At 70.8% G+C, this 25,375-nt stretch carries 24 protein-coding genes; 5 read left to right on the forward strand and 19 right to left on the reverse strand.

From position 1 onward, the window contains the following. Positions 1 to 15 precede the first annotated feature (15 nt). The gene (locus ACQPXG_RS43435; protein ID WP_433464969.1) at positions 16 to 852 is read right to left on the reverse strand and encodes a GNAT family N-acetyltransferase; all 837 of its coding nucleotides are present in this window, start codon (positions 850 to 852) and stop codon (positions 16 to 18) included. Between the two features lie 719 nt (positions 853 to 1,571). Beyond that, positions 1,572 to 1,751: a hypothetical protein gene (locus ACQPXG_RS43440; RefSeq protein ID WP_433464970.1), complete on the reverse strand. Its 180-nt coding sequence runs from the start codon at positions 1,749 to 1,751 to the stop codon at positions 1,572 to 1,574. 152 nt (positions 1,752 to 1,903) lie between these two features. On the opposite strand from ACQPXG_RS43440, the gene ACQPXG_RS43445 reads away from it, so the two are divergent. Then, positions 1,904 to 3,295: an MFS transporter gene (locus tag ACQPXG_RS43445; RefSeq protein ID WP_433464971.1), complete on the forward strand. Its 1,392-nt coding sequence runs from the start codon at positions 1,904 to 1,906 to the stop codon at positions 3,293 to 3,295. 35 nt (positions 3,296 to 3,330) lie between these two features. On the opposite strand, the gene ACQPXG_RS43450 is transcribed toward ACQPXG_RS43445, so the two are convergent. Continuing rightward, positions 3,331 to 3,906 carry a S1 family peptidase gene (locus tag ACQPXG_RS43450; protein WP_433464972.1) on the reverse strand — a complete coding sequence of 192 codons (576 nt, stop codon included), beginning with the start codon at positions 3,904 to 3,906 and terminating at the stop codon, positions 3,331 to 3,333. Between the two features lie 86 nt (positions 3,907 to 3,992). On the opposite strand from ACQPXG_RS43450, the gene ACQPXG_RS43455 reads away from it, so the two are divergent. After that, the gene (locus ACQPXG_RS43455; RefSeq protein WP_433464973.1) at positions 3,993 to 5,027 is read left to right on the forward strand and encodes a hypothetical protein; all 1,035 of its coding nucleotides are present in this window, start codon (positions 3,993 to 3,995) and stop codon (positions 5,025 to 5,027) included. 107 nt (positions 5,028 to 5,134) lie between these two features. Here ACQPXG_RS43455 and ACQPXG_RS43460 read toward each other — a convergent pair whose 3' ends face one another. Together ACQPXG_RS43460 and ACQPXG_RS43465 are read right to left on the reverse strand one after the other, a co-directional pair. After that, the gene (locus ACQPXG_RS43460) at positions 5,135 to 6,199 is read right to left on the reverse strand and encodes an acetamidase/formamidase family protein (RefSeq protein ID WP_433464974.1); all 1,065 of its coding nucleotides are present in this window, start codon (positions 6,197 to 6,199) and stop codon (positions 5,135 to 5,137) included. A gap of 23 nt (positions 6,200 to 6,222) precedes the next feature. Further along, positions 6,223 to 6,462: a DUF6196 family protein gene (locus ACQPXG_RS43465; protein ID WP_433464975.1), complete on the reverse strand. Its 240-nt coding sequence runs from the start codon at positions 6,460 to 6,462 to the stop codon at positions 6,223 to 6,225. Positions 6,463 to 6,473: 11 nt separating this feature from the next. On the opposite strand from ACQPXG_RS43465, the gene ACQPXG_RS43470 reads away from it, so the two are divergent. Next, a complete protein-coding gene (locus ACQPXG_RS43470) occupies positions 6,474 to 6,716 on the forward strand; it encodes a hypothetical protein (protein WP_433464976.1) in 243 nt (80 codons plus the stop codon). A gap of 195 nt (positions 6,717 to 6,911) precedes the next feature. Here ACQPXG_RS43470 and ACQPXG_RS43475 read toward each other — a convergent pair whose 3' ends face one another. Further along, positions 6,912 to 8,051, reverse strand: a complete 1,140-nt coding sequence (locus ACQPXG_RS43475; protein ID WP_433464977.1) for an FAD-dependent oxidoreductase — start codon at positions 8,049 to 8,051, stop codon at positions 6,912 to 6,914. A 95-nt stretch (positions 8,052 to 8,146) separates the two neighbouring features. Here ACQPXG_RS43475 and ACQPXG_RS43480 point away from each other — a divergent pair, with 95 nt between their 5' ends. Then, positions 8,147 to 8,764, forward strand: a complete 618-nt coding sequence (locus tag ACQPXG_RS43480) for a TetR/AcrR family transcriptional regulator (RefSeq protein ID WP_433464978.1) — start codon at positions 8,147 to 8,149, stop codon at positions 8,762 to 8,764. 81 nt (positions 8,765 to 8,845) lie between these two features. Here the strand turns inward: ACQPXG_RS43480 and ACQPXG_RS43485 are convergent, their stop codons facing one another. The 11 genes from ACQPXG_RS43485 to topA all read right to left on the reverse strand — a co-directional run bounded on the left by ACQPXG_RS43485 (position 8,846) and on the right by topA (position 21,794). Then, positions 8,846 to 9,058, reverse strand: a complete 213-nt coding sequence (locus tag ACQPXG_RS43485; protein ID WP_433464979.1) for a hypothetical protein — start codon at positions 9,056 to 9,058, stop codon at positions 8,846 to 8,848. Between the two features lie 202 nt (positions 9,059 to 9,260). After that, positions 9,261 to 9,524 (reverse strand): hypothetical protein, encoded by a 264-nt coding sequence (locus ACQPXG_RS43490; protein WP_433464980.1) that lies wholly within the window; start codon positions 9,522 to 9,524, stop codon positions 9,261 to 9,263. Between the two features lie 487 nt (positions 9,525 to 10,011). Further along, positions 10,012 to 10,848 carry a PSP1 domain-containing protein gene (locus tag ACQPXG_RS43495; protein WP_433464981.1) on the reverse strand — a complete coding sequence of 279 codons (837 nt, stop codon included), beginning with the start codon at positions 10,846 to 10,848 and terminating at the stop codon, positions 10,012 to 10,014. A gap of 50 nt (positions 10,849 to 10,898) precedes the next feature. Then, entirely contained in the window at positions 10,899 to 11,882 is a 984-nt protein-coding gene (locus ACQPXG_RS43500) for a TolB family protein (RefSeq protein WP_433464982.1), read from the reverse strand. 117 nt (positions 11,883 to 11,999) lie between these two features. Then, positions 12,000 to 12,845, reverse strand: a complete 846-nt coding sequence (locus ACQPXG_RS43505) for a fructosamine kinase family protein (RefSeq protein ID WP_433470160.1) — start codon at positions 12,843 to 12,845, stop codon at positions 12,000 to 12,002. Beyond that, on the reverse strand, positions 12,842 to 13,321 hold the full coding sequence (locus ACQPXG_RS43510) for a low molecular weight protein-tyrosine-phosphatase (RefSeq protein ID WP_433464983.1): 480 nt from the start codon (positions 13,319 to 13,321) through the stop codon (positions 12,842 to 12,844). Before ACQPXG_RS43510 ends, ACQPXG_RS43505 begins: the two co-directional genes overlap by 4 nt. 7 nt (positions 13,322 to 13,328) lie before the next feature. Continuing rightward, on the reverse strand, positions 13,329 to 13,841 hold the full coding sequence (locus ACQPXG_RS43515) for a permease-like cell division protein FtsX (RefSeq protein WP_433464984.1): 513 nt from the start codon (positions 13,839 to 13,841) through the stop codon (positions 13,329 to 13,331). Between the two features lie 141 nt (positions 13,842 to 13,982). Then, on the reverse strand, positions 13,983 to 15,653 hold the full coding sequence (locus ACQPXG_RS43520) for a S8 family peptidase (protein ID WP_433464985.1): 1,671 nt from the start codon (positions 15,651 to 15,653) through the stop codon (positions 13,983 to 13,985). A 193-nt stretch (positions 15,654 to 15,846) separates the two neighbouring features. After that, positions 15,847 to 16,986: a DNA polymerase III subunit delta' gene (locus tag ACQPXG_RS43525; protein WP_433464986.1), complete on the reverse strand. Its 1,140-nt coding sequence runs from the start codon at positions 16,984 to 16,986 to the stop codon at positions 15,847 to 15,849. Positions 16,987 to 17,005: 19 nt separating this feature from the next. Further along, a complete protein-coding gene (gene tmk, locus ACQPXG_RS43530; protein WP_433470161.1) occupies positions 17,006 to 18,976 on the reverse strand; it encodes a dTMP kinase in 1,971 nt (656 codons plus the stop codon). A 127-nt stretch (positions 18,977 to 19,103) separates the two neighbouring features. Further along, complete coding sequence (gene topA, locus ACQPXG_RS43535; RefSeq protein ID WP_433464987.1) at positions 19,104 to 21,794, reverse strand: type I DNA topoisomerase; 2,691 nt, start codon at positions 21,792 to 21,794, stop codon at positions 19,104 to 19,106. Between the two features lie 255 nt (positions 21,795 to 22,049). On the opposite strand from topA, the gene ACQPXG_RS43540 reads away from it, so the two are divergent. Beyond that, a complete protein-coding gene (locus tag ACQPXG_RS43540) occupies positions 22,050 to 22,235 on the forward strand; it encodes a DUF5703 family protein (RefSeq protein ID WP_021596264.1) in 186 nt (61 codons plus the stop codon). Positions 22,236 to 22,424: 189 nt separating this feature from the next. Here the strand turns inward: ACQPXG_RS43540 and ACQPXG_RS43545 are convergent, their stop codons facing one another. Both ACQPXG_RS43545 and ACQPXG_RS43550 read right to left on the reverse strand, forming a co-directional pair. Next, complete coding sequence (locus ACQPXG_RS43545; protein WP_433464988.1) at positions 22,425 to 24,497, reverse strand: chaplin family protein; 2,073 nt, start codon at positions 24,495 to 24,497, stop codon at positions 22,425 to 22,427. Between the two features lie 129 nt (positions 24,498 to 24,626). Then, a complete protein-coding gene (locus tag ACQPXG_RS43550) occupies positions 24,627 to 25,298 on the reverse strand; it encodes a hypothetical protein (RefSeq protein WP_433464989.1) in 672 nt (223 codons plus the stop codon). Positions 25,299 to 25,375 lie beyond the last annotated feature (77 nt).

Raw genomic sequence — 25,375 nt, forward strand, 5'->3', positions numbered from 1 at the left:
CCCGGCCAGACCAGGTCAGCCGAGGGCCTGGGCCACGGGGAGGTAGAGCCGGGACGGGTCGCTCTCGATCGCGTCACCGTATTCCATGATCGTGGTGGTGAAGGCGGGGCTGAGGCCGTGCCGCTCGGACCAGGCGATCAGTTCCGGGTGACGGTGGTCGATGTCCAGGCGGATCGGGCCGGCCGGGACGACCTCGTCCACGAGGGTGAGGGCGGTCTCGCTGTCCCGGGCGATGACGGGACCGATCACGGCCCGTCCGTCGTTCCACCACGCGCCTCCGAACCCCGCCATGCCGGTCTCGTCCCGGACGACTCGGAACGTCGCGCAGAACGACGGCAGGCCCTCGACCAGCCGTGCGCGGTCGGCGCCGAAGACCTCGGTGTCGAGCGCGTGGACCGCAGCCATATCCGCAGCCTCAACCGGCACGGACACGCTTCGCTCGGACGTCTCCTCAGCCGTCCCCTTATAGGTCGTGCACAACCCCACGGAGCGGAATCCCAGACGCTCGTACAGCGGGCGCCCGTACTCGGTCGCGGTCAGGCAGAGGCTTGACGTGCCCGCATTGTCCATCGCGTAGCGCATGATGCGGCCGCCCAGACCACGGCGTTCGAAGCGTTTGGCGACCAGCACCATGCTGATGGCCGCGACGTCCTTGCCGTATGGAGTCGACACCACTGTCGCGGCGAGTTCACCGTTCCCGTCATCGATGCCATAGATGTCGCCGACCGAGAACAGGAACCGCCACTTGTGGTCTTCGCGACCCCACTCGCGGTCTTCAGCCAGGCGCTGGCAGGCGGCCAGGTCGTCGATTCCAAGCAGCCGTACAGGCCCGTCCGGCACCGGTGAACTCATGCAACGGGACGCTAAACAGCCCCGGCGAACCGAACAACCGAATTACGCGACGTCCATGAGCCGCTCGGCTGCATGGACGATGCGCGCATCGGCAGGCCCGGCATCGCGGGGATGCCGGGCCGCCGTGTGGGATCAGGATCGGGTGGGATCAGGATCGGGTGGGGAGGCGGTCGACCGCCTTGACCTGGAGGACGGTGGTCTTCACCTCACCGGCACCGCTCTCGGGCAGGCCGGTCGGGTCGCCGCCCTTCGGGCGGGGCGTCAGATCGAGGTAGCGGCTGCCCAGGAAGCGGTAGGTGGCGCGATCGAAGATCAGCTCCAGCCGGCCGCCGTCGGAGTCCTGGGACAGGGCGACGGCGGGACGGCCGAGGGCGTCGGTGGCGACGCTCGTCCACCTTGACCCGCGGGACGTCGCTGAGGAACTCGAAGACCTGCGCGCGCAGCTCGGGTGGCAGGTAGTCCCCGACGAGTTCGCCCATCCCGTACCAGTTCCAGTCGCCGAACGGCTTGCCCGCGCTCGGGGTGGCGGCGGGGGGATCGTTGAGCTGCGACTTCCAGTGCTTCAGCATCCTCGGCATCTCGCGCACCAGCCACAGATGAGCGGGGGTGAAGCTCGGGCTCCAGGTGGGCGACGGCTGCGGCACGGGTTAGCACCTCGTGGGCGCTGACCAGCCGGAACTCGCGAGGACCGCCGCCGTCCGAGTCCCGCGCCGCCACGACTACGGCCCCGGCGGCCACCGCGCCGGCCAGGGCGACCGCCAGCAGGCCGCGGTACCGCCGGGGTCGCGCGCGGCGGGGTCCGCCGTCCCGGGCGAGGGTGACCAGCGCGCCCGGCCCTCGGCCAGGACCACCGGGCTGGGTGGGGGCACGTCGTCGTACATGCGGTGGAGCTCACCCATCGGACTGCTCGTCGGCCAGGTCGCGGCCGAGCCGCCGGGCGAGGTACCGGTGGATCGCCGGGCCGGACCACTCCGCATTACCTCTCACGTCATCGCCTTGACGACCCCTCCGGCGCGATCGTCGAGACGTACACGACGACCTGAGGAGAAACATGTCGCACACGGCGACTCCGGAACTGAGGCGGCGGGAGGCGGCGCCCGAGCACGGCGCGTCGACCGCCAGCCTGCTCGTCCTGCTCACCGGCATCTTCATCACGACGCTCGACTTCTTCATCGTGAACGTGGCGATCCCCGACATCCAGGCGGATCTCCGCGCCGGCGCGACCGCGATCCAGTGGGTGGTCGCCGGCTTCGGGCTGGCGCTCGGCGGCGGGCTGATCACCGGCGGGCGGCTCGGCGACCTGTTCGGGCGCCGCCGGATGTACGCGCTCGGCCTCGCCCTGTTCACCGCCGCGTCGCTCGCGTGCGGGCTCGCCCCGTCCCCCGGCGCGCTGATCGCCTCAAGGGTCGTGCAGGGGGTCGCCGCCGCGCTGCTGATGCCGCAGGTCCTCGGCATCATCAACGGCGTCTACACCGGCGAGCGCCGCGCCCGCGCGTTCACCGCCTACGGCCTGGCGCTCGGTCTCGGGGGCGTGTTCGGGCAGCTCATCGGGGGCGTGCTGATCCAGGCCGACCTGTTCGGCACCGGCTGGCGCAGCATCTTCCTGATCAACGTCCCGGTGGGCGTGGTCACGCTGGCGCTGATCCGCAGGACCGTCCCGTCCCAGCCTCGTACCTCGGGCACCCGGCTGGACGTCGCCGGAACCGTCCTGGTCACGCTCGGCCTCATCGCGCTCGTCCTGCCGCTGATCGAGGGACGCCGCCTCGGCTGGCCGGCCTGGACGTGGGCGTCGCTCGGGGCATCGGCCGTCCTGCTGACCGTGTTCGCTCTGTCGCAGCGCCGCGGCAAGGCCCCGCTCGTCGCCCCCTCACTGTTCCGCGAGGCCGCGTTCCGCGTCGGCAGCGGCCTGGCGCTCGTCTACACCCTGGCGCTGGCGTCCTTCTTCCTCTACCTCGCCCTGTATCTCCAGCAGGGACGCGGCCTCAGCGCCTTGGAATCGGGCCTGCTGTTCGTCGCCCTGGGCGCCGGCTACTTCGCCGCATCCACCCGCGCCACGGCCGTCGCCGCCCGCCTGGGACGGCAGGTGCTGGCTCTGGGCGCCGCAGTGCAGGCTGCCGGGTGCCTGCTGCTGCTCACCGCGATCGGGCACCCCATCGGCTGGCTCATCCCGGGCCTGGCGCTCGCGGGAGCGGGTATGGGCTTCGTCCTGGCGCCGCTCTCCGCGATCGTCCTGTCGGGCGTGACGGACCGCCACGCCGCATCGGCCGCCGGTGTCCTGTCGACCGCGCAGCAGGTGGGCAACGCCCTCGGCGTCGCCCTGGTCGGCATCGTGTTCTACGGAGCCCTGGGCAGCGTCGCGGACGCCTTCAGGACGTCACTCCTGCCGGTCATGGCCTTCTGCGCCGTCACCGCGGCCCTGGCCCAGTTCCTCCCGAAGCGCTGACCGCGGTGCGTCCGCCCGGTCACCGCCTGGACGGCTCAGTACACGCTCACACCGAAGGCGCTGAGCACGTCGACGATCGGCTGGAAGAAGGACGACCCGCCGCTGCTGCAATCGCCGACGCCGCCGATCGCGATCCCGACCGCGGTGGCGCCGGCGAAGTAGGGCGCCCCCGGAGAGTCTCCGGGTTCGGTGCAGATGTTCGTGCTCGCCAGGCCGGTGATCACCCCTTCGGGGAAGTTCACCGAAACGTTGACCGCCGTCACGCTGCCGCAGTGCAGGCCGGTGATGAGGCTGCTGCGGCAGACCCGCTGCCCGACCACCGGCCTGCCCGCGGCGGTGATGTCCTGGGACCCGGGATAGAGGAGCACGCTCCCGGGTCTCTCGACCTGAGGCTCGACGTAGCGGGCCAGCCCGACGGCGGCGTCCGTGACCGCGACGACGGTCCCGAGCTGGACGGTCAGGCCCGCGTCGGCGAACAGCGGCGTCCCCACCTGCGCACAACCACCCGCGGTGAGGAAGTAGTAGCCGTCGCGGCCACGGCAGCGGGTACGCGCAGTCTCACGGGGCCTCCTACGGGGGTCGGCGCTCGCCCAGCCGACCGCAGATGGCACGCGCCAAACCGTCGTTTACAGCGCGCTCACGAGCACTTACTCTTGCGGGGCCCTCGGTGCCGGCCCCCCGTTCTAGAGGTGACCTCGTGCAGGAACGCTCTATCCATCTCGTCGGCAGCTATCCGGCCGAAAACGTGCGCGAGGCGATGACCGCCGCCGTCCAGAAGACCGGCCGGCACCTGAGAACGCTCGCGGACGGCGAGGTGGGCGAGCGGCGCAACTGGGTCGTCCACATCATCGAGGCCTTCAGGAGCCGTCCCGACGTCGTCCTCCGCAAGGACGGCCACTGGTCGGGATACGACGACGCGCCGGTCTTCAAGATGAGGAGGGGGCACCGGCTCACCGCCGACTCCCTCGACCTCGGCCACGTCAGGGACGCCAAGGAGAGCTACGCCGTTTTCAAGGAGATCCGCACCGAACACGGGCTGGACGGCCTGTCCTTCCAGGTCGGCATCCCGGGCGACCTCGATCTCGCCCTCTTCACCTTCGGACCCGCCGGTGCCTTCACCCGCCGCGCGCCGTTCAGGCAGGCGCTCATCCGGGAGATCAACGAGATCGCCGAGCAGGGCGGGAACGACGTGCTCTTCCAGCTCGAGTTCCCGGTGGAACTGGTCATGGTGACCACGGCCCCCGCGCCGCTGCGCGGACTGGCGGCGCGGTTCCTCGCGCGCGGCATGACCCGGCTGGCCGCCGCCGCGCCGCCCGGCACCCGGTTCGGCGTCCACCTGTGCGTCGGCGACCTCAACCACAAGGCGCTGAAGCGCATGAAGTCCACCGCGCCGCTGGTCGCCCTGACGGAAGCACTTCTCCGAGCGTGGCCGGAGGGCCGAGTTCTGGAGTACGTGCACGTCCCGCTGGCCGCCGGGGACGAGCCACCGGCGCCGGAGCCCGGCTTCTACCGAGATCTCGGACGGCTCGCCCGAATGCCGCAGGATGTCCGCCTCATCGCCGGCCTGGTGCACGAGGAGCAGAGCCTGGACGAGCAGCGGCAGGTCCTGCGCACGGTCGAGACCGTCCTCGGCCGCACGGTCGATGTGTCCCCGGCATGCGGCCTGGGCCGACGAACCCCAGAAGCCGCCGAACGCGCCCTGACCCGTGCGGTCGCTCTCACCGAGCAGTAGACGGGCGTCCGTAGAAGGAGAAGCGTCCCGGCAGTGGGCGGCTTGATGCCGCCTTTCCGCCGGGACGCCTTGTACTACAGACCCACGGAGCTAGAGCTCAGTGGACCTCAGGCAGGCGAGTGGAGCCCGCCACCCACAACGGGAACGCCGGCCCCGTCCGTCAGAGGCCGCAGCCGGTCCTTGTGGACCTCGGCGACGACGACCTTGTTGCCGTTCACCGCCTCGGCAACCTTGAAGTCGACCACGAGGCTGGAGAACCTGTAGGCCTCGACATCCCTCATCGCCATGACGTTGACGAGATAGTCGACGACCTCCTGGTTGGCGATCTTCATGGCCTTGTAGAGATCCGCGTGGATCCCCATGAACCAGACGTGATCGTCGTTTTCCGCACGCGGAAACGTCAGGACGCCACCCTTGTGCACGATGAGCTGTACGGTCACCGCCATCGAGTGCTCGATGGCGGTCTGGTTGACCTCTCCGTGACCCTGCGCGCCGTGGGTGTCGCTCGTGTAGAACATGCCGCCCGGCTGGAAGACCGGCAGGTACAGCGTCGAACCCGCGACGAGATCACGAAAGTCCATGTTGCCGCCCCACCTGTCAGGTGGGTTGGCGGATACGGCGCCGACCGAGGGGGGCGGCGCGACCGCCATAACCCCCGCGAACGGCCTGAAGGGAATCTCGATGCCGCCCACGAAGGGATAGAAGCGCCGATCAGGATCGAGCTGGAACAGACGGAAAGTTCGCCTGTCCAGCAGATCGTCAAGGACCCCGGAGCCCGGGCCGGTGCTGTTCACGCCGTAGGGAACTCGCGGCGAGACATCCAGGATGCGGATCTGCAGCACGTCGCCCGGTTCGGCGCCCTCGACGCCGATCGGCCCGGTGAGGATGTGGCCACTGGATCCGTTCGGGCGCGGCACCTCCGCCATTTCCATCAGCTCGGGCAGCAACTGGCCGGCGGGCACACCCAGTGCCTCGAAGTAGGCGACCGGACCCTCGGGGGCGGTCGCCCCGACCCAGCTGAGGGTGTTGATGGTGACGCACGCGCCGGACTTCACGGTCAGTACGGCTTCCGGGTTGGGGGTGAAGAGACCCCAGCCCGCGGTCTCTCGATTGGTCTCCAGGACGACTGGCTTCGCCAGCCCGTCTCGGAGCCTGTCGGGCATCTGACTCATGCCAGACCTCTCTTTCTCTGGTTTTAGGCGTTCAGCCTTGCCGCCTTGTGCAGCATTTGCAGCGAAGACCGTCCGTCCCCCCTCGCGCTTTTCAAGTCCGGGCAGCCGGCGCGCAGTGCCTCAACGACGGCGATGGCTTCGTCGAGCAGGTCGATCTTTAGGGGCAGCGGGACCAGACGGCTCCAGCCCTGGTCGTCGCGGACCATGGCCAGTGTGTCGCTGGTGAGCGCCGGCGGCTGGTCGATGGGGGACTCTTCGAACACCAGACGCCGTCGTGCACGAGGACGTCGGCCTGGGCGATCACACGGCGCAGCTGACGCTACCGCTGCTCATGTTCGTAGAAGGCACGGACGCGGGCAGTCTGTCCGTGCTGGTCAAGCTCGACGACGTCGAGCACGCGGTTGCCGTTCTCCCGCCGATAGAGCAACGCATAGCCGCCGGGGCCGGGCAGCGGCCATCGGGCCGGCCCCAGCGACGCTCCACTGTGGAGGCGGCGAAGTCGACGTCGTCGGGGTAGCAAGCCATGATCGCGTCGAGGTCGCGTGCCTTCCACGCCGCCAGCCAGGCGTCGGCGTGGGCTCGAAGATCCATGCCCGCACTATCCCATCCTGCCCGGATGGTTCGAGGTGGCCCGCAAGCTCGGCGAGCCTGATCATCGTCGCTTCTGCGTCCCATCCCCGTTGAGCAGAGCCGCGCCGAAGGCCGCGCGAGGTCAGAATGTTCGGGCCACGGGCAGTTGTCCCGGGTCGTGGTCGTATAGCCAGCCCGTGGCCTTCTCGTAGAAGCGGTTGAAAAAGAACGGCATCATGATTTCGCGGAGGCGGGCAGCCACCGGCCCCGCCGTCTTGGCGTCCCGGTTGGCGGCCGCCGTCTTGGCCAGCTTTCCCGTACGGTCGTGACGTATCCGGTCGAACGCGGCCAACGCCGCTGGGACGCCGTTCGCCGCCGCCAGTTCACGGGCGAGTGCGACGGCGTCCTCGATCGCGATCGAGGCCCCCTGCCCGGCGCCGACCGGGTGGGCCGCGTCGCCGACCAGCACCGTGCGGCCGTCGTGGCGGCGTGCCACCGGGGGGAGCACGTGCAGCAGAGTCGCGGCGGTCACCGCCGAGGAGGCGCGGAGCATGGCGAGCGGCGTCGGCTCGGTACGAAACGACTCGGTCAGCTCCGCCAGGCCGACGGCGGCCGGGTCCGGCGGGTCCGCCGCGGCGACCTGAGCCGACCACCACACGGTGCCGTCTGGAGCGGGCAGGTAGATGAAGGCCCCTCGGCGCGCGAAGACCATGTTGAATCCCTGCGGCCGAACTCCGGGCAGACGCACGGGCCCGTCGGTGACGCCGGAGACCGAGTACAGGCCTGCGTAGCGCGGCTCGGGAGCATTGGGGTTCAGCGTCCGGCGGACGGCCGACCAGATGCCGTCCGCTCCGACGACCAGATCGGCGCCGGCGGTCAGCGGATCGTGTGAGTCACCGGTGGTGATCCTCGTGCCGACCGCGATCCGGGCACCGGCTCGCATCGCCTCCTCCCGAAGCGCACCGACCAGGTCGGCGCGCATCAGTGTCACGCTGCGCAGCGGATCATCGGCCCGTCGTCCGCGGGGTACGTCGCCCAGCGGCCTGTCCCTCCCGGACCACATGCGCTGCCTGTCCACCGGGAAGCCCGCCCGCTGAACCGCCTCCAGGCACCCGAGCGCCTCCAGGGCGCACAGCCCGTTGACGGACAGGCTGACGAACGACCCGACCGGACCGGCGGGATCCTCGTAGGCCTCGAAGAGCGTGACCTCAGCGCCGATCCGTGCCAACGCGATCGCGCTCGCCGACCCGGCGACCCCGCCGCCCACCACCGCTACCCGCATGGACACCTCCCTGAATTCTCATTCACTGAATCTGTATTCGGTGAAAACGCCTTCAGTATGCTGGCGCGTCGATGACGACGTCAAGGGGAGGTCCCGTGGGGGTACGTAAGGCCAAGGCCGAGGAGACCGCGGCGGCGCTGAAAGAGGCCGCCCGACGGCAGTTCGTGGAGCGCGGCTACCTCAACACGAAGATCACGGACATCACGGCTGCGGCCGGCCGGGCCACGGGATCCTTCTACGACCATTTCGCGAGCAAGGAGGACCTGCTCCAGGCCCTGCTCGCCGACCTGCACGGCCATGCGCACGATCGGCTCGCCGGCGAGGATCACCCGCCGCACGACCTGACGGACCGGGACCAGCTCCGCGAGCATCTGGCGGTGGCCTGGCACCTGATGCGGGACAACCGGCCCATCATGATCGCCCTGTTCGAGCAGGCGATGGCCGCCGGCCCCGGTGCCGGCGAGCTCTGGCGGCGCCTGACAGAGGACACCTGGGTGCTCCGCGAGCACCTGGAGCACCTACGGGAGACGGGGCACCCGCTCCCCGGCGACCCGGAACTGGTCGCGGCGGCGATGGGCGGGCTGCTGTCAATGCTCGCCTACGCGCTGTTCACCGGCGGCCCGAAGTCAGGTCGCTCCGACGACGAGGTGATCGACACCCTCACCCGGCTCTTGCTGCACGGCCTCGCCGGTCCGGGCTCCCCACCGGCATGACCGCAGGACGGCACGGCGTCGAGCAGGGAGCGTCCCTCCCGTGATGGCACCAGCCGGGATCGACGCGCCGCAACGCGCAGGTCAGGTGGCGGTGCCGTCGCCTGGGGCGGAGTTGTAGTGGGCGTCGTGTTGTTGGCGGGGGGAGCAGACCGAGGCGGAGGGGCAGGAGCAGCGGCGGGAGCCCACCTTGACCGTCACCCTGTCGGCGGGGACGTTGTAGCCGATCACCTGACCGTCCCCTTCCGGCGTACTGACCCGCGACCCCAGCCGCGGCGCCTTCTCCTTGAACTCCATTAGAGCGGGTGTCCGATCCTTCCCCGCGCACATAAGGAACCCCCGGCACGGTGTGCCGGGGGTTCGGGTTGGAAGGGTCGGCTCAGAGCGTGGTTACGCTGGGCCGCCCCCCCGAGGTCAGCAGGTCAGAGCTTGATCTTGCTGGCTCTTTCGTCGATTGCCTTGATGTGTGCGATCGCCTTGAAGGGCTACAAGGCGGCCGTCAGTTGTCGTTCGAGGGCTTGCTGAGGTCGTCCATGGAGAGGAGGCCCTCCGCGAACGCCGCGGCGATGGTCTCGCTCGCGGTCACGATGATCAGCCCGCACACCATGTTCCGCAGGGCCGGCAGCATCTGCCCGGCCAGCTCCTGGGCCAGCTTCCCGGCCTCCCGGTTGCCAGCGGCGGCCCGTGCGACTAGGTCCTGGAGGATCTCCAGCTTCTCCGCAGCAGCCTTGGGGGACATGCTGGACGAGTTCTGAGCACCCATGGGGTTCTCCTTTGAGGAACACGACACCCGAGCCTGCCTCGGGGTCACCCGGGACCGTCCGGCAACAACGGCAGCGTGCAACGTTCATCGTTCCCGGCGCTTCGGGACAACGGTGCCGGCTGCCCGAGCACGGTCACTTGCGGTAGGTCGTGACGCCAACGCCAGGTCAACGGGGCCAGCAGGCAAGATCGGAACTATTCCCAAGCTGACAGCGGGTTCGATTCCGGTCTCTTGCCGAACCTCGATTGCCAACGCGGTTGCTAACGGCGGGTCTGGACGAGGTTGGACGATCGTGGAACTAAAGGGTGTCCTGGAGGGCCGTCTAACAGGTCAGCGGACGGGGCTGGACGGGCGTGGATCTTGTTCGTGAGACTCGTAATGACGGCAACGGCCCCACACGCAGGGCACCGGCGCCGACCGTGCGGCACCTTCTACCTCGGCAGCCTCCGCGTGATCACGGTCGTTGCCACTTCTGAAAAGCGGAAGGTCAGACCGTGTCGCCGTCCGGGGCGGGGTCATAGAGGGCGTCGTGTTGTTGGCGGGGGGAGCAGACTGAGGCTGAGGGGCAGGAGCAGCGGCCGCCGCTGTTGAGGCGGACTGTGACCTTGTCTGCGGGAACGTTGCGGCCTACCACCTGGCCTGGGCCGTTCGGGGTGTCCACGCGGGATCCCAGCTTCGGCATGCTGTCATGCGCCTTGACATACAACGGGTGCTCGTACTTGAGGCAGCACATCAGGCGGCCGCAGGCGCCGGCTATGCGGAGGGGGTTGACGGGGAGGTCCTGTTCCTTCGCCATGCGGACGGAGACGGGCTCGAAGTCCTTGAGGAAGGTGGCGCAGCACAGGTCGCGGCCGCAGGGGCCTATGCCGCCCTGGAGGCGGGCCTCGTCGCGGGGGCCGACCTGGCGGAGTTCGACGCGGGCCTTGATGCCGCGGGCCAGGTCGCGGACGAGGGCGCGGAAGTCGACCCGGTGCGGGGCGGTGAAGTAGATCTTGAAGACGTTGTCGGCGTCGAGGTAGTCGACGCCGATGACCTTCATCGGAAGTTCGTGCTTGCGGATCAGGCGCTTGGCGATGGAGCGGCCCTCGGCGCGGCGGCGGCGGTTGGCCTCGTCGCGGGCGAGGTGCTCGTCGGTGGCGGGGCCGGCGCATTCGGGGAGGCCGCCGATGTCGTCGGAGACCCACTGCGGCGCCCACACGCACTCGGCGACCTCGGGACCCGAGTCGGTCGGGACGAGGACCCTGTCGCCGACCTTGGGGCTGTGCGCGCCGGGGTCGAGGTAGTAGAGCCGACCGTAACGGGTGAAGCTGACGGCCATCACCATGCCCACAGTTTCGCTCCATTCGCCCGATTCCGTGGGACCCACTCTAGGTCTCACCAGGCGGCGTCGGCGAGATCCTCCCCTGGGACGGCCGGGACGCCCTGCGCGTACAGGTCGCCTGCGGTCGCGATGACACCGCCGGTGTGGCCCACGTCGAGGCCGGTGAGCTCACCCTTGACCTTCTGGGTCCACAGGGCCTTGATGGGTTTTCCCTGCAGTGTGTAGGTCTGGAGCGTCAGTTCGGATTTCTTCGCTACGGCCACGATGAGGGAGTTGCCGTCCCGGCTTAGGACGGCGTTGGAGCTGCCCCTGGGCAGGAGCATGACGGCCTTGCTGACCCTGAGGTCGCCGGCGGCGCCGTTGGTGTCGAGTGTGCGGACCTGGTGTCTGGCCGAGCCGGCCGAACTCCAGACGAAGGAGAGTGTGGCGCCGGACCAGGAGAGGCTTCCAACGCGAGCGCGCAGCTTCGTCGTCCACGCCTTGTGGGTGCCGGTCTTGGGTGAGACCACGTCCACGCGGCTGCGTGCGCCTCTGTAGGTGACGTAGGCGATGTGGTCGCCGTCCGGGCTTAGGGAGAGGTCCGACCAGGCCGTGGAGACGCCAGGGACGGTGGCGTTCGGGATGTCCTTGAGGTCTTTGGGACGTCCGTGGCCGTCCAGGCGGAGGCGCTGGAAGGTGACCTTGTGGTCGCCGTAGGACGCGACGACGTAGGAGCCGTCCTTGGCCGCGGCGACGCGGTGGAAGCGGCGGCCTTCCGGCGCGGCCACGGGCAGGCCCACGTTCGCGCCTGTGTGGACGTCCCGGACCACCAACGCCGTACCCGGCTTGGTGACGCCGACGACGAACAGTGGTTCCGTCTTCTCGGCCTTCGCGGCGGGTTTGGCGTCGTGCTCCTCATCGGCGGCACGCTGGTGGCGGTGCACCACGTCCACGCCGCCGCCGATGAACAGCGCGGCCGCGGCGGCCATGCCGAGGGGGACGAGACCCTTCCACGAGCCGAGGCGGGTTCCCGGGTCCTCGCGCCTGCCTTCGTCCATGGGTGTTCCTCGCACCTGCCTCTCTTGCCGGATCGCCCGTCGTTTCTATCTCATCTACATCGCGACAAACACCCATGAACGCGGAGTTACCACATCGAAGCGAAGTCGCAAGCCGCGTCAGCCTAGCGACGCACGGGCCGCGTCGACCAGGGAGGCCCGGTACGACCCGCCGAACAGCGCCACATGGACGAGCAGCGGGTGCAGTTGGTGCAGCGGGATGCGGGAGCGCCATCCGTCCGCCAGCGGCGCGGCCTCATCGTAGGCGGCGAGGACGCGTTCGAGGTGCGGTGTCCCGAAAAGCGCCATCATGGCCAGGTCGGTCGCACGGTGGCCGCCGTGCGCGGCCGGGTCGATGAGCAGCGCCCGCTCGTCCGTCCACAGGACGTTCCCCGACCACAGGTCGCCGTGGATGCGGGACGGCGGCTCCGGCGGCCCGGCGAGCGTCTCGACGTCCGCCATCACGCGCTCGACAAGACGGACGTCGCCGGACGAGAGGTGCCGCGCGCCGAGCCGGAGGAACGGTTCGAGGCGGCGTTCGGCGTACCAGCGCGGCCAGGCGCGGTCGTCGGACGTGTTGTCGAGCGGCAGGTCGGCGATGTAGCCGTCCCAGGGCGCGCCGTAGGCGGCCGGGCGGTCCCCGGTGTGCAGGGCGGCCAGTTCCCGCCCCAGCCGTTCGGCGGCCGCCGGGGACGGCGACGACGACGGGAGCCACGGCAGGACGAGCATGTGGTCGTCCGCCGCGACGACCTCTGGGACGGGCGTTCCGGGGCCCGCCTCCGCCAGCCAGCGCAGTCCGGCCGCCTCGGCCGCGAACACGCCGGGCCTATCGGTGGCCGCCTTCACGAACACCTCGCGGCCGTCGGCCAGGGAAGCCCTGTGCAGCGTCCAGGAATGGCTGGAGCCGAGGTCGCGCACATGCTCGACCGCGGTTCCGAGGAGACGTTCGAGCCGCACCCTGGTCAGTTCTCCTTGAGCGCCGTGCGGATCTCCTCCAAGAGGCCCGGCATCGCCGCCTCGACCTGCTCCAAGACCATGTCGAAGTCGGCGCGGCCCCCGTAGTACGGGTCGGGGACGTCCAGGTCGCCGCCCGCGTCCGGGTCGAACTCGCGCAGCAGCCGTACCTTGCCGCGCGCCTCCGCGTCCGGCGCCATCGACTGCAGCGCCCGCAGATGCCCTTTGTCCAGCGCCAGGATCAGGTCGTAACGGCCGAACCAGCCGGGTTCGAACTGCCGCGCCATGTGCGCCGACCGGTACCCGGCCCGCTCGAGCGCCGCGATCGTCCGGTCGTCGGCCTCGTCGCCCACGTGCCAGTTGCCGGTGCCCGAGCTGTCGACGTCGACGTCCAGCCGCTCCTCCTCGACGTGGTGGCGCAGCACCCATTCGGCCATCGGGGAGCGGCAGATGTTGCCCGTGCAGACGAAGGTGACTCGGTACGGCATCCCTCCATCATGCCCGAGGGCGAAGCGGCTGGATCACGACGTCCTCCACGCCCGCGGCGCCGGCCAGCGCCGCCTTGACCGCCTCGGCGCCCGCGGTGTCGGCGACGCGCAGCCGCAGCGAATCGGGGACGTCGCCGGGACTCAGTGCGTCGAGCAGGTCCTTGCGGTCCTTGAAGACCTTCTTGGCCCTCTCGTACGCCTGCTGCTGCGACTCGTACACCACACTGCGCACCTTGGGCATGGCCTTGACGCGCTGGGTGACCGTCTGCCGCATCAGATCCGTCGTCTCCCCGCCCCGGCAACTGGGAGCGGTCGACGAGCGGATGCAGAAGTACACCGCCACCTGACGCTCTCCGGACTGCGCAGCGTTGCCCTCGTCACGCATCGCGTAGAAGCTCGCGGCGAGCGCGCCTCCCGTCAGCAGGACGGCCACCACCGCCGCGCCGACGATCAGCCACGTACGGGGCCGTCCGGCCGGGGGTTCGCCGGTGTCCCCGGGCCGCTCCTCCGGCTCGGTCATCGTCGCTCCTTCGCCCGCCACGTCCGAGACACGGTCGGTGTTCACCTTGCCACAGACCGCACCAGATCGTCCCTCGGTGAAAAGAACACGGCCCCCGGCAGGGTCGCCGGGGGCCGTGTCCTGGGGTGGCCTGATACAGGGTCAGCTTGAGACGGCGTTCAGCGCGTCCACGATGCCGTTGCCGAAGAAGCCGTTCTGCCCCTTCGAGCCCTCACAGGTCTGCGTCGAGGTGTGCTTCACCCACTCGTCGCCCGACTTCGTGTACCAGACGTACTCGGTCGTGCTGGGGCTCGGGCATGCCTTTGCGGTCGCGGTGCCGCGCAGGATCTTCTCGACGAATCCCGGGTCCAGGGTCAGGCCGCCCTGGCGGTCCCGGTGCCCGTACTTGCTGACGATGAGCGCGGCGACGCCCACGGCGTGCGGCGAGGCCATCGACGTGCCCTGCAGCGACTGGTAGTAGGCGCACTTGTCGCCCTTGCAGCTGCGGATGATGTACGGCACGTTCGGCGTGCCATCGGCGTTGAGCTCGCCGCGCGCCTTCGCGAGCCGTTCGGGGTAGGCCGCCCAGATGCCGCCCTTGTCGTCCGGACGCTGGTCCGCGTTGTCGACCTTGTCGCCGCCGGGCGCCGCCACCGCGACGTACCCGTTGCCGAAGCTGCTGTAGTACGACTTGCGGCCGCTCGGGCCGGTCGCCGAGATCGGGATGACGTGCTCGCCCTCGGACGGCATCGACACGCAGCTCGCCGGGACGGTCCGGTCGTGCGGCTCCTCACCCGGCACCGACGGGAAGTCGGGGCTGGTCGCGTCGTCGTTCGTCTTCGTGTAATCGACGAAGTCGTTGCCGGCGGCGGAGATCAGCGTGACGCCCCGCTTGTGCGCGAAGTCGAGGGCCCGCTGGGCGGCCTTGATGATCGTCCGCTGCTCCAGCTGGTCCTCGGGGCTGTCGGCGGGGTTGTTGCCGCAGTTCCACAGCCACGGGTCGATGTAGTACGACATGTTGACGACGTCGATGCCGTTCTTGGCCGCATAGGTCAGGCCGTCGACGGTCGGCTGGAGGAAGAAGTAGCCGGAGTCCTGGCCGACCCGCAGGTTGACGATCGACACGTCCGGCGCGACGCCGGCCATGCCGAGGCCGTTGCGGGGCGAGGCGATCGTGGACGCGACGTGCGTGCCGTGGTCGTTGTCGTCCCAGTTGTTGGGGTCGACGCACGACTTGAACTCGCAGGGTCCGTCGACCTCGTTGCCGTTGGCGTCGGTCGGGATGTCGTGCGTGAAGTTCCGGCTGAGCCTCCGGTTGAAGTTCGGCGCGATGTCCGGGTGGTCACCGTCGACACCGGTGTCGAGGACGCCGACCAGCACGCGCTTGTCGCCCGGCTCCTTCTTGTACGAGCCGTCGGCCGTCGCGTGCATCTGCTTCATGTCCCACTGCAGATCCGCGAGCGGCTCGGTGTCCTTGGACGGCTTGCCGGTCAGGGCGACCTTGTTCTTCGCGCCCTTGACGCCGACCAGCCGCTCGATCTTGGCGGCCTTCTTCTTCGTCTTCGGTGCCTCGCCGATGACCCGGTTGTGCGCGACGCCCTCCAGCGCCCGCTGGTTCATCACGGCGTGGATGAACTCCGGGTTGTCCGAACGGACGGTCGCGACGCCCACGTCACGGTTCTCGTGGACGACCTTGCCACCGGCCGCCCTGACGGCCTGGTGGGCCCAACCTAGAGAAACGCCCTCCTTGTAGAGGACGACATACTCCGACTCCGCACCCTTCGCCTGCGTTGGGTTCGGAGCCGCTGACGCTGGGAACGCGAGAGCCGCCATGGTGGTGACGGCACACGCGACGGAAATCAAGGCTCGCCGCAAAGCAGACCTCCTGGCCGTGGGGGTGACTAGCCCGCTTTTCTGTTGATCAGCCAGCAGACGCTACTTGTGCGCTTGTTGAGAGACGCGTACGGAAATGTAACGAATAGGGACATCTCTTGTAAGCCGTACGCAAGTGTCACGCGATGCGATGTCAGCCGGTACGCAGGGCGAGGGCGAGCGCCTCGAACGCCAGTTGCGGGTTGACGTTCGCCGCCAGCCTCTCCCTGCAGTCCATGATCGCATCGAGGCGGCGGAGGGTGTCCTCCGGGCGTCCCGTCCCCGCCGCCGTCCGCAGTTCGGGGCCGAGTTCGATGTTGACCAGCTCGCTGCCCGCCCCCAGCTGCAGCGTCAGCACGTCACGGTAGTAGGACGCGAGGTCGAGCAGCGTCCGGTCGAGAGCGTCGCGCAGCACGCGCGTCGCCCGCGACTTCTGCCGGACTTCGAGCTCCTTGAGCGCGCCCGCCGTGCCGCGCGGCATCCGCCCCTTCTCGCTCTCGCCGAGCGCCTTGCGAAGGGCGGACGTCTCCGTCTCGTTCAGCTCGGCGGTCTGAGAGTTCCGCTCCGCCTCGGCCGCCTTCACGAGGGTCTCCGCCGCCGCCACCGCCGGGCTCACCCCGGTCAGCCGGCGCGGGATCGCCACCACGTCGTCGCGCACCCGGCGCATCCGGGGGTCCGAGGCCAGCCGGCGGGCGCGGCTGATGTGCCCCTGCGCGGCCCGCGCCACCACCTCGGCGGTCTCCCGCTCGACACCGTCCCGCTGGACGAGGAAGTCGGCGACGGCCCCGATCGGCGGGGTCTGCAGCGTCACCAGCCGGCAGCGCGACCTGATCGTGATGAGCAGGTCCTCCGGCGACGGCGTGCACAGCAGCCAGATCGTCCGCGCCGGCGGCTCCTCGATCGACTTCAGCAGCGCGTTCGCGGCGCCCTCGGTGGCCCGGTCGGCGTCCTCGAACAGCACGATCTGCCAGCCGTGCCCGCTCGGCGAGGACGAGGCCCGCAGCACCAGCGCGCGGGCGTCCTTGATGCCGAACGACAGCCCCTGCGGGCGGACGACCTCCACGTCCGCGTGCGTGCCCTGGAGGACCTGGTGGCAGGACGCGCAGTGCCCGCATCCCCGCGGCGTCTCCGTGCACTGCAGCGCCGCCGCGAACGCCCGCGCGGCGGCGACGCGTCCGGAACCGGGAGGCCCGGTGAACAGCCACGCGTGCGCAGGGCCGCCCGTTCCCCCGGCGGCCGATGACAGCTGCGCGATGACGGGTTCCTGCCCGACCAGGTCGTCCCACACGCTCATGGGAAAGAGGCTAGCCGGATCAGTAGTCCGTGATGACCGGGAACGTGCTCGTGACGTCCTCGGTGCCGGCCGGGACGGGGTCGGGAAGGATCTCGCGGATGCGGTACTGGATCTCGCGGCTCAGCTCGCCCTGCGGGCGGCTCGCGTCCAGGATCAGGTACCGGTCCGGGTCGGCCTCGGCGAGGGCGTGGAAGCCCGCGCGGACGCGCTCGTGGAAGTCCGCCGACTCCGACTCGATGCGGTCGGCGGGCGCGGACAGCCGGTTCAGGCCCGCCTGCGGGGGGATCTCCAGCAGGACGGTCAGGTCCGGGACGAGCCCGCCGGTCGCCCACGCGTTGACCCGCGCGATGTCCTCGACGGGCTGCTGCCGTCCGAAGCCCTGGTAGGCGAGGGACGAGTCGACGTAGCGGTCGCTGACCACGATCGCGCCCCGGTCCATCGCCGGCCTGATCACGTTGGCGACGTGGTCGGCCCGGTCGGCGGCGTACAGCAGCGTCTCCGCGCGGACGGACAGGCCCGTCGTGTCGCGGTCGAGGAGCATCGCGCGCAGCCGCATGCCGATCTTGGTGGCGCCCGGCTCGTGCGTCGTGACGACGTCGTAGCCGTGGTCGCGGAGCCAGATCGCGGCGAGCCGCGCCTGGGTGGTCTTGCCCGCGCCCTCGCCGCCCTCGAACGCGACGAACACGCCGCGGTTGCGGCGGACGGGCTGCTGGGGCGCGGCGACGGCCTGCTCCGGCGGCGTGTAGATCTCGCCGCGCAGGGCCGCGCGCAGATCGGGGACGAGCGGGATGCCGCGCCGGTCGTCCAGCCTCCGGTACGCGAGGAGCCCGGACAGCAGGGCGACGACGGCGGCGATCAGCAGCGCGGCGTTCGACCCGTGGAAGTCGTAGCCGCCGCCGATGTCGATCCGGTGGGAGCCGAGCGCCCCGGCGATCAGCGGGACGGCGGCGAACGCGACCAGCACGGTGACGAGCGCGACCGACCGCAGGTAGGCGGACGGGCGGCTGTCCTCGGACGCGTCGGGGTCGTTCACCGCGGCGTTGGCGTTCGACCAGGCGGCGCCGGCGAACACACCCAGGAACGCCGTCATGAACTCGACGACGACGAGGTTCTGGACGAGGGCGAGCACGACCAGCGCCAGCGCGGCGGCGATCACGGCAAGGCCGAGGAGCCTGCGGCGGCTGAACGGGACGAGGGCGCGCGGCCCGAGGAACAACCCGAAACCGAACCCCACGGTGAGCCCGGTCAGGACCGTGCCGTACCCGGCGTCGCCGCCTCCCAGCTCGCCGGTGTGGACGCGGGCCACGGCCACGACCGCGGCCGCCGTGACGGAGGCGCCGGCGATCGCGAGGCCGAGCCCGCGCGCGGCGGCCGTCCCCGGCCCCTGGAAGATCAGCTTCAGCGGCGAGGGGACGGCGGCGTGCTCGGTCACCGGGATCTCGCGGATCGTGGCGACGGCGGCGGTCGCGACGAGGAAGAGACCCGCCGTCACGTAGAGCGCGAGGTCGGCGCGGGAGCCCTCGCCGAGCGTCCCGCCCGCGATGAGGGCGAGGACGGCGAACAGCAGTGCGGCGGCCGGGGCCGGGCCGTGCAGCACACGGGTCGCGGTGCGGCGGGCGGCGGGACGCAGCTCCTCGTCCGGGGCCAGGGCGGGCAGGGACGCGCGCGCCGCCGGAACCCACAGCAGGCTCAGGCAGGAGACGAGGAACGCCGCCGCGAGCGTCCACGGCAGCATGTCCACGAGCGGCACCGTCAGGACGACCACCAGCCGCAGCACGTCGGTGATCATCAGCATCAGCCGGCGGTCGACACGGGCGGCGAGCACGCCCCCGAGCGGTGCGAGCACCACCGCCGGCAGCAGCATCAGCGCGAGCGTGCCACCGACCGCCTGCGCGGTGGTGGCGGGGTCGTCGTCGCGGGTCAGCGTCGCGGCCATCGCGGTCAGCGCGGGGACGCTGAGCCACTGGGCGACGCTGGACAACGACAACACGATCCGTAGCCGCTGGAACGGCACGGCCGAGGTAAGCGACGAAACGCCCGGCGGCGGTGAGGCTGCGGGGTGCGGCCGAGGTGCGCCCGTTCTGGTCATGTCGGTCAGGGTATCGGCGTAGATGTCCCTAGGAGCCGGACTTTGCGGAGGTTCGGCGCCGGGTTGCCGTCTTCTTCTTCCCGCCGCCCGCGGCCACCTTCTCCCGGCGCTCCGCGAGCAGCTCGGCGGCGCGCTGGATCGTGATCGACTCGACCTCGTCGCCCTTGCGCAGGGACGCGTTCGTCTCACCGTCGGTCACGTAGGGACCGAAACGCCCCTCCTTCACCACGACCGGCTCCCCGCTCGCCGGGTCTTTGCCCAGCTCACGCAGCGGAGCGGCAGCCGCGGCCCGGCGGCCGCGCTGCTTGGGCTGGGCCAGCAGCTCCTTCGCCTGCTCCAGCGTGACGGTGAACAGCTCCTCCTCCGAGCCGAGCGAGCGGCTGTCGGTGCCCCGCTTGATGTAGGGACCGAAACGGCCGTTCTGCGCGGTCACCGGCTCGCCGTCCAGCTCGCCGAGCGTGCGCGGCAGAGCCAGCAGCTTCAGCGCGTCGTCGAGCGTGATCGAGTCGAGCGACATCGACTTGAAGAGGGAACCGGTGCGCGGCTTGGGGGTGTCGGCCTTCTTCGTCCGCTTCTTCCCGTCGGCGGGCGGCGCGGGCTCGGGCAGGATCTCGGTGACATAGGGGCCGAACCGCCCCGACTTGGCGACGATCGTGCGGCCCGTCTCCGGGTCGGTGCCGAGCTCCCGGTCGCCGGACGGCTGCGCCATCAGCTCCTCGGCCTTCTCGGCGGTCAGCTCGTCCGGCACAAGGTCGTCGGGGATGTTGACCCGCTCGCCGTCGCGGTCGAGGTAGGACCCGTACCGGCCGACCCGGACCACGATGTCGGTGTCCTTGATCGGGAACGAGCTGATCCCCTTGGCGTCGATGTCGCCGATGTCGCCGACCAGCTCCTTGAGGCCCTCCTCACCGCTGTCGCCGAAGTAGAACCGGGTCAGCCAGCGGACGCGCTCGGCCTCGCCGCGCGCGATCTCGTCGAGACCGTCCTCCATGTGGGCGGTGAAGTCGTAGTCGACCAGGTTGCCGAAGTGCTGCTCCAGCAGGTTGACCACGGCGAACGCCAGGAACGACGGGACGAGCGCCGTGCCCTTCTTGAACACGTACTCGCGGGCCAGGATCGTCCCGATGATCGAGGCGTAGGTGGAAGGGCGGCCGATCTCCCGCTCTTCCAGCTCCTTGACCAGGCTGGCCTCGGTGTAGCGGGCGGGCGGACGGGTCGAGTGGCCCTCCGCGTCCACCGCGTTCGCGGTCAGCGGGTCGCCCTCCGCCAGGTTCGGCAGCCGCCGCTCCTGGTCGTCGCGGTCTGTCGACGGGTCGTCCGCGCTCTCCACGTACGCCTTGAGGAAGCCGTGGAAGGTGATCGTCTTACCGGTCGCGCCGAACTCGGCCCGCTCGTTCCGGGTCGAGACCCCCGTGACCCGGATGGACACCGACTGGCCCGCGGCGTCCTTCATCTGGGACGCGATCGTCCGCTTCCAGATCAGCTCGTAGAGGCGGAACTGGTCGCCGGACAGGCCCGTCTCCGCCGGCGTCCGGAACGTCTCGCCCGCCGGGCGGATCGCCTCGTGCGCCTCCTGCGCGTTCTTCACCTTCGACGCGTAGACGCGCGGCTTGTCCGGGACGTACTCGCCGCCGAACAGCGACGCCGCCTGCCGCCGCGCGGCCGTGATCGCCGTCTCCGACAGCGTGATCGAGTCGGTTCGCATGTAGGTGATGAAGCCGTTCTCGTACAGCTTCTGCGCGACCGACATCGTGTACTTCGCGGAGAAGCTCAGCTTGCGGCTGGCCTCCTGCTGAAGCGTCGTCGTCCGGAACGGGGGGTACGGCTTGCGCGTGTACGGCTTGCGCTCGACCGACTTGACCTCGTACGGGCGGCCGCGGAGCCGCTCCGCCAGCGCACGCGCCGCCGGCTCGTCCAGGTGCAGCACGTCCCGCGTCTTCAGCGTGCCGTCGGCCGCGAAGTCACGGCCCTGCGCGACGCGCTTGTCGTCCACGGAGATGAGCCCGGCCTTGAACACCGTGGGCTCTTCATCCTTGTGCGTGTCGAACTGTGCCGCGATGTCCCAGTAGTGGGCGGGGACGAACGCGATCCGCTCCCGCTCCCGCTCGACCACCAGCCGCGTCGCCACGGACTGCACGCGGCCCGCCGACAGCTTCGGCATGACCTTCTTCCACAGGACGGGGCTGACCTCGTACCCGTAGAGCCGGTCCAGGATGCGGCGCGTCTCCTGCGCGTCCACCAGGCGCATGTTCAGCTGGCGCGGGTTCGCGGCGGCGCGCTGGATCGCGTCCTTGGTGATCTCGTTGAAGACCATCCGGTGCACGGGGACCTTCGGCTTCAGGACGTCCTGAAGGTGCCAGGCGATCGCCTCGCCCTCCCGGTCCTCGTCCGTCGCGAGGAACAGCTCGTCCGCCTCGGCCAGCAGCTTCTTGAGCTTCTGGACCTGCTGCCGCTTGTCGGTGTTGACCACGTAGAGCGGTTCGAAGTCCTGCTCGACGTTCACGCCGAGCTTCGCCCACGGCTCGCCCTTGTACTTGGCCGGCACCTCCGAGGCGCTCCCCGGGAGATCCCGGATATGGCCGATACTGGACTCCACGATGTAGCCGCGGCCCAGGTACCCGGCGATCGTCTTCGCCTTCGCGGGCGACTCGACGATCACCAGGCGCGTCGCCGCGCCGTTGCCCCGGCCACTGTTCGCGGTGCCGTTCTTGGCTGGCACAGTCGCTCCAACCTCGCAGTCTCGATTCTTCTTACACAGGCTCTTTCTTACCGGCTTCCTACAACGCCGCATGACGGCGCGTTCATGCCCGGGCGCTCCCGCCGCCGTCCCACGATCATCGTGCCGCCCCTTGCGAGGGACGGGATTCTCACCGCCGCACGCCTCCGACAGGATGACATGCCGCCGGACTCCGCGTGGACCGGGAGGCCACGGTACGGTGCCGGACGGCCGTTAGACCAAGTAATAATGGTCGCAATGGCGGAGTACACCTACCTCGTCCTGTCACTGCCCCGCGGCACCACGCGTGATACCGCCCGGCAGATCCTCACCGAGCACGCGGAACGCGGCGGCTGGGAGATCGATCGGTTGCGCCTGTACCCGGACGGACGCCGTCGTATTCAACTCCGCCGCAAGGTCATCCGTGCGGTCCGCACGTTCTGACCGTTCCCTGCGGTCCGTCCGGAGCGTAGCACCACGTACGGACCCCCTGACGTATCGTTACCGATCCGGCCGGGATCGGCCTTCCGGCATGGCTTCGCCCGCCCCGGACCGCGCCTTCCGGGACGGGCGAAGATCTTCCGCGGCTCGCCGCACCGTGGCCGCACCGCCACGCCGGCCTCTTCCGCGGGGCTAGCGGCGGGCCGTCCCGACGCGGCGGGTCAGCGCCAGCGCGCCGGCCACCGCGGCCAGCACCCCGGCCACCAGTGGCGCCCGCAGCGAGCCGGCCTGCGCCCCGGACGTGATCTTCTGCTCGGCCGCGACCTTCCTGACCTGCCCGATCCCGTCCGTCGCGGGAACGTGGCCGACCGCCGGCCCAGCCACCTTGGGCAGCCGGTGGCCCGCGACCGGCACGACCGGCGTGGCGGGCAGCGCCCGCCCGCGCGGCACACCGGGGACGGCGGAGACCAGTGCGGGCTTCGCACCCGCCTTCCGCAGCGTCCCGGCGGACGGAAGCGCGCTCCCCGCCTTCCCCACCGGCAGGCGGGCGCCCGGCACCTTGGTCAGGCCGTCGGCCGACGGCAGCCCGTGGACCTTGGGCAGCGCGATCAGCTTCGCCGGCCCGTCCACCCGGGGCAGGCTCCCGGCCACGGGCACACCGTGCGCCGCGCGCCGACCGTTGATCTTGGGCAGGCCGGCGCCACCCGGCAGGGCCTGCGTGTCGAGCAGCGACACCGGAATCGGCGCACCGCCGTCGCCGAGCGCCGGCCCCTTGCCCTTGACCAGCTGCTTCCCGGTGGACCCGACATTGGTCACCCCGTCCAGTCGCGGCAGAACACCACCCGTCGCACGGCGGCCGTTCGCGTTGGGCAGCCCACCAGGCCGTGCCGCGGAACCGACCGCCGGCAGACCCTTGACCTTCGGCAGACCGTTCGCCTTCGGCAGGCCGCTCGCCTTCGGCAGGCCGCTCGCCTTCGGCAACGCGACGAGCTTGGCCAGCCCGTTCACGCCGGGCGTGGTCGCGGGCCGCGACGGGATGGCCGCGCCGGTCGTGCGGGAGTAGGGGTGGTAGCCGCCGTGGCCAGGGCCCTCCTCGCACAGGCCCGAGGCGAGGCCGAGGACGGCGGCCGCGTTACCGCACGCCTCGGCGGGGTTCTCGACCGGCGCGTTCCCCTGATTGCCCGTGCCGACGCCGTGGTCACCGGACGTCTGGGCGCCGGACCCGTGGGGCCCCTCGACCAGGGTCTGGCCGTTGCAGCTCGCGGCGGCCAGGCCGACGACGGCAGCGGCGTTGCCGCAGACCTCGGCGGGGAGGGAGATCGGAGCGTTGCCCTGGTTTCCGGAGAGGACTCCGCCCACGCCGGACGTGTGCTGGTCGCCGCCGGAGCCGCTGCGCGCGTGCGCACCGCCCTCACAGAACGCGCCGGCCCGTCCGACCAGTGCCGCGGCGTTGCCGCAGGCGGTCAGCGGGACGCTGACCGGGGCGTTGCCCTGGTTTCCGGAGAGCACGCCGAAGGCGCCGTTGGTGGTCTGCCGTCCCGTCCGATGGCCGCCGTTGCGGACGGACGCGCCGCCCTCGCAGGACGCCGCCGCCTGCCCCACGGCGTTGCCGCAGACGTCGACGGGCACGCTGATCGGGATGTTGGCCTGGTTGCCGGCGCCTACGCCGAAGATGCCGGACGTCTTCTGCCCGGAACCGGTGTTTCCGCCGTTCTTCACGAGCGACCCGCCCTCGCAGCCCGCGACCGCGTCGCCGACGGCCGCGACCGCGTTGCCGCACACGTTGACGGGGATGGAGATGGGCGCGTTCACCTGGTTTCCGGCGAGGACACCGTTCGTCCCGTTCGTGCGCTGACCGCGCGTGCCGCCGTCATTGACCGTCGCGCCGCCCTTGCAGCCCGCGTCCGCCTCGCCGAGGACGGCGGCGGCGTTGCCGCAGACGTTCACCGGGACCGAGATGGGGGCGTTGACCTGGTTTCCGGACGCGATGCCGTGCGCGCCGGACGTCCGCCGGCCGCCGTCGCGCTTGTGGATCTTGACGCCGCCGTGCGAGGTGGCGTAGCCGTTGCCGAGCAGGGTGACGCCGTTGCCGCTGACGTCGACGGGCGCGGAGATCGGCACGTCCACCTGGTTGCCGCTCAGGACGCCGCCGTTGCCGTTCGTGATGTCGGCGAGGGCGGTACCGGGGATGGCGCTGACACCGAGAGCGACAAAGCCCGCGGTGAGCAGCGCGGCACGGGATGTGCCTTTTGCCCACGTTCGCATGATGCTCCGTTCGGGGAGATGGTGAGAGACACACGTGTCTCGGGAAATGCCGCGCGGAAGGGCACGGCGAATGACCGGATCGGCGCGCCCGAGCCGCACGGGCGCCCGTCCGGAGCCTGTGATCGGGGATTAGTCGGGCGCGAAGGACGGCTCGTCCGCGGCGGTGCGGACGGCCGGGGGCAGCGCGCCGGAGACGCGCGGTCGCGCCGCACGAGGCGGGGCGGGAGCCCACGTTCCGGTGACCGGGATGCCCGCGGTCGCGCCGGGGACGACGACGGCGCCGGCCGCCGAATGCGTGCCGGGCCGCTCGGGCGCCGGCAGCGGCGCCCGGTGGTGCCGGACGGCATGGCGCGCCCCATGCCCGATGCTCGTGCGCGCTCGGGAAACGGCGGAAACGACGGGTCGCACCGGCCGCCGGTGGATCTTCGCCGCCGGGATGCCCCTCGGCGAGGGCGGCGCGACCTCATGCCCCGCCACCTGTGCGGGCGGCACCGCCGGCTTCGGCGGCGACGCGTCCCGCACATGCGGGCCGGGTTTCGCCTTCTGCGCCACCGCACGCACGACCCGGCGCACCGGTTCGCGTTCGTGGACGGTGGTGACCGCGGCCTTCAGCAGGGGCGTCTTCGCGACGACACCCGCCGGCCGCGGCACGGGCGGCACCTCGTCGGCGTGCGCCGAATGCCCGGCGCACCCGAGCAGCCAGCCCGCCACCAGCAGCCCGCCGAGGACGAGCAGCCGCCGGACGGCGACGCGACTCAGCCGGACGGGAACCGTCCGAATCCGCGCCGCGTCACCTGCCACCGGACACCTTCCGTTGCGACAAACCCGCCCTCAACGAATGGTGACGATAGCACCACGGAACGCATTGGTGATGGCAA

It is taken from the genome of Spirillospora sp. CA-128828, assembly GCF_050945415.1.
Lineage (GTDB): Bacteria > Actinomycetota > Actinomycetes > Streptosporangiales > Streptosporangiaceae > Spirillospora.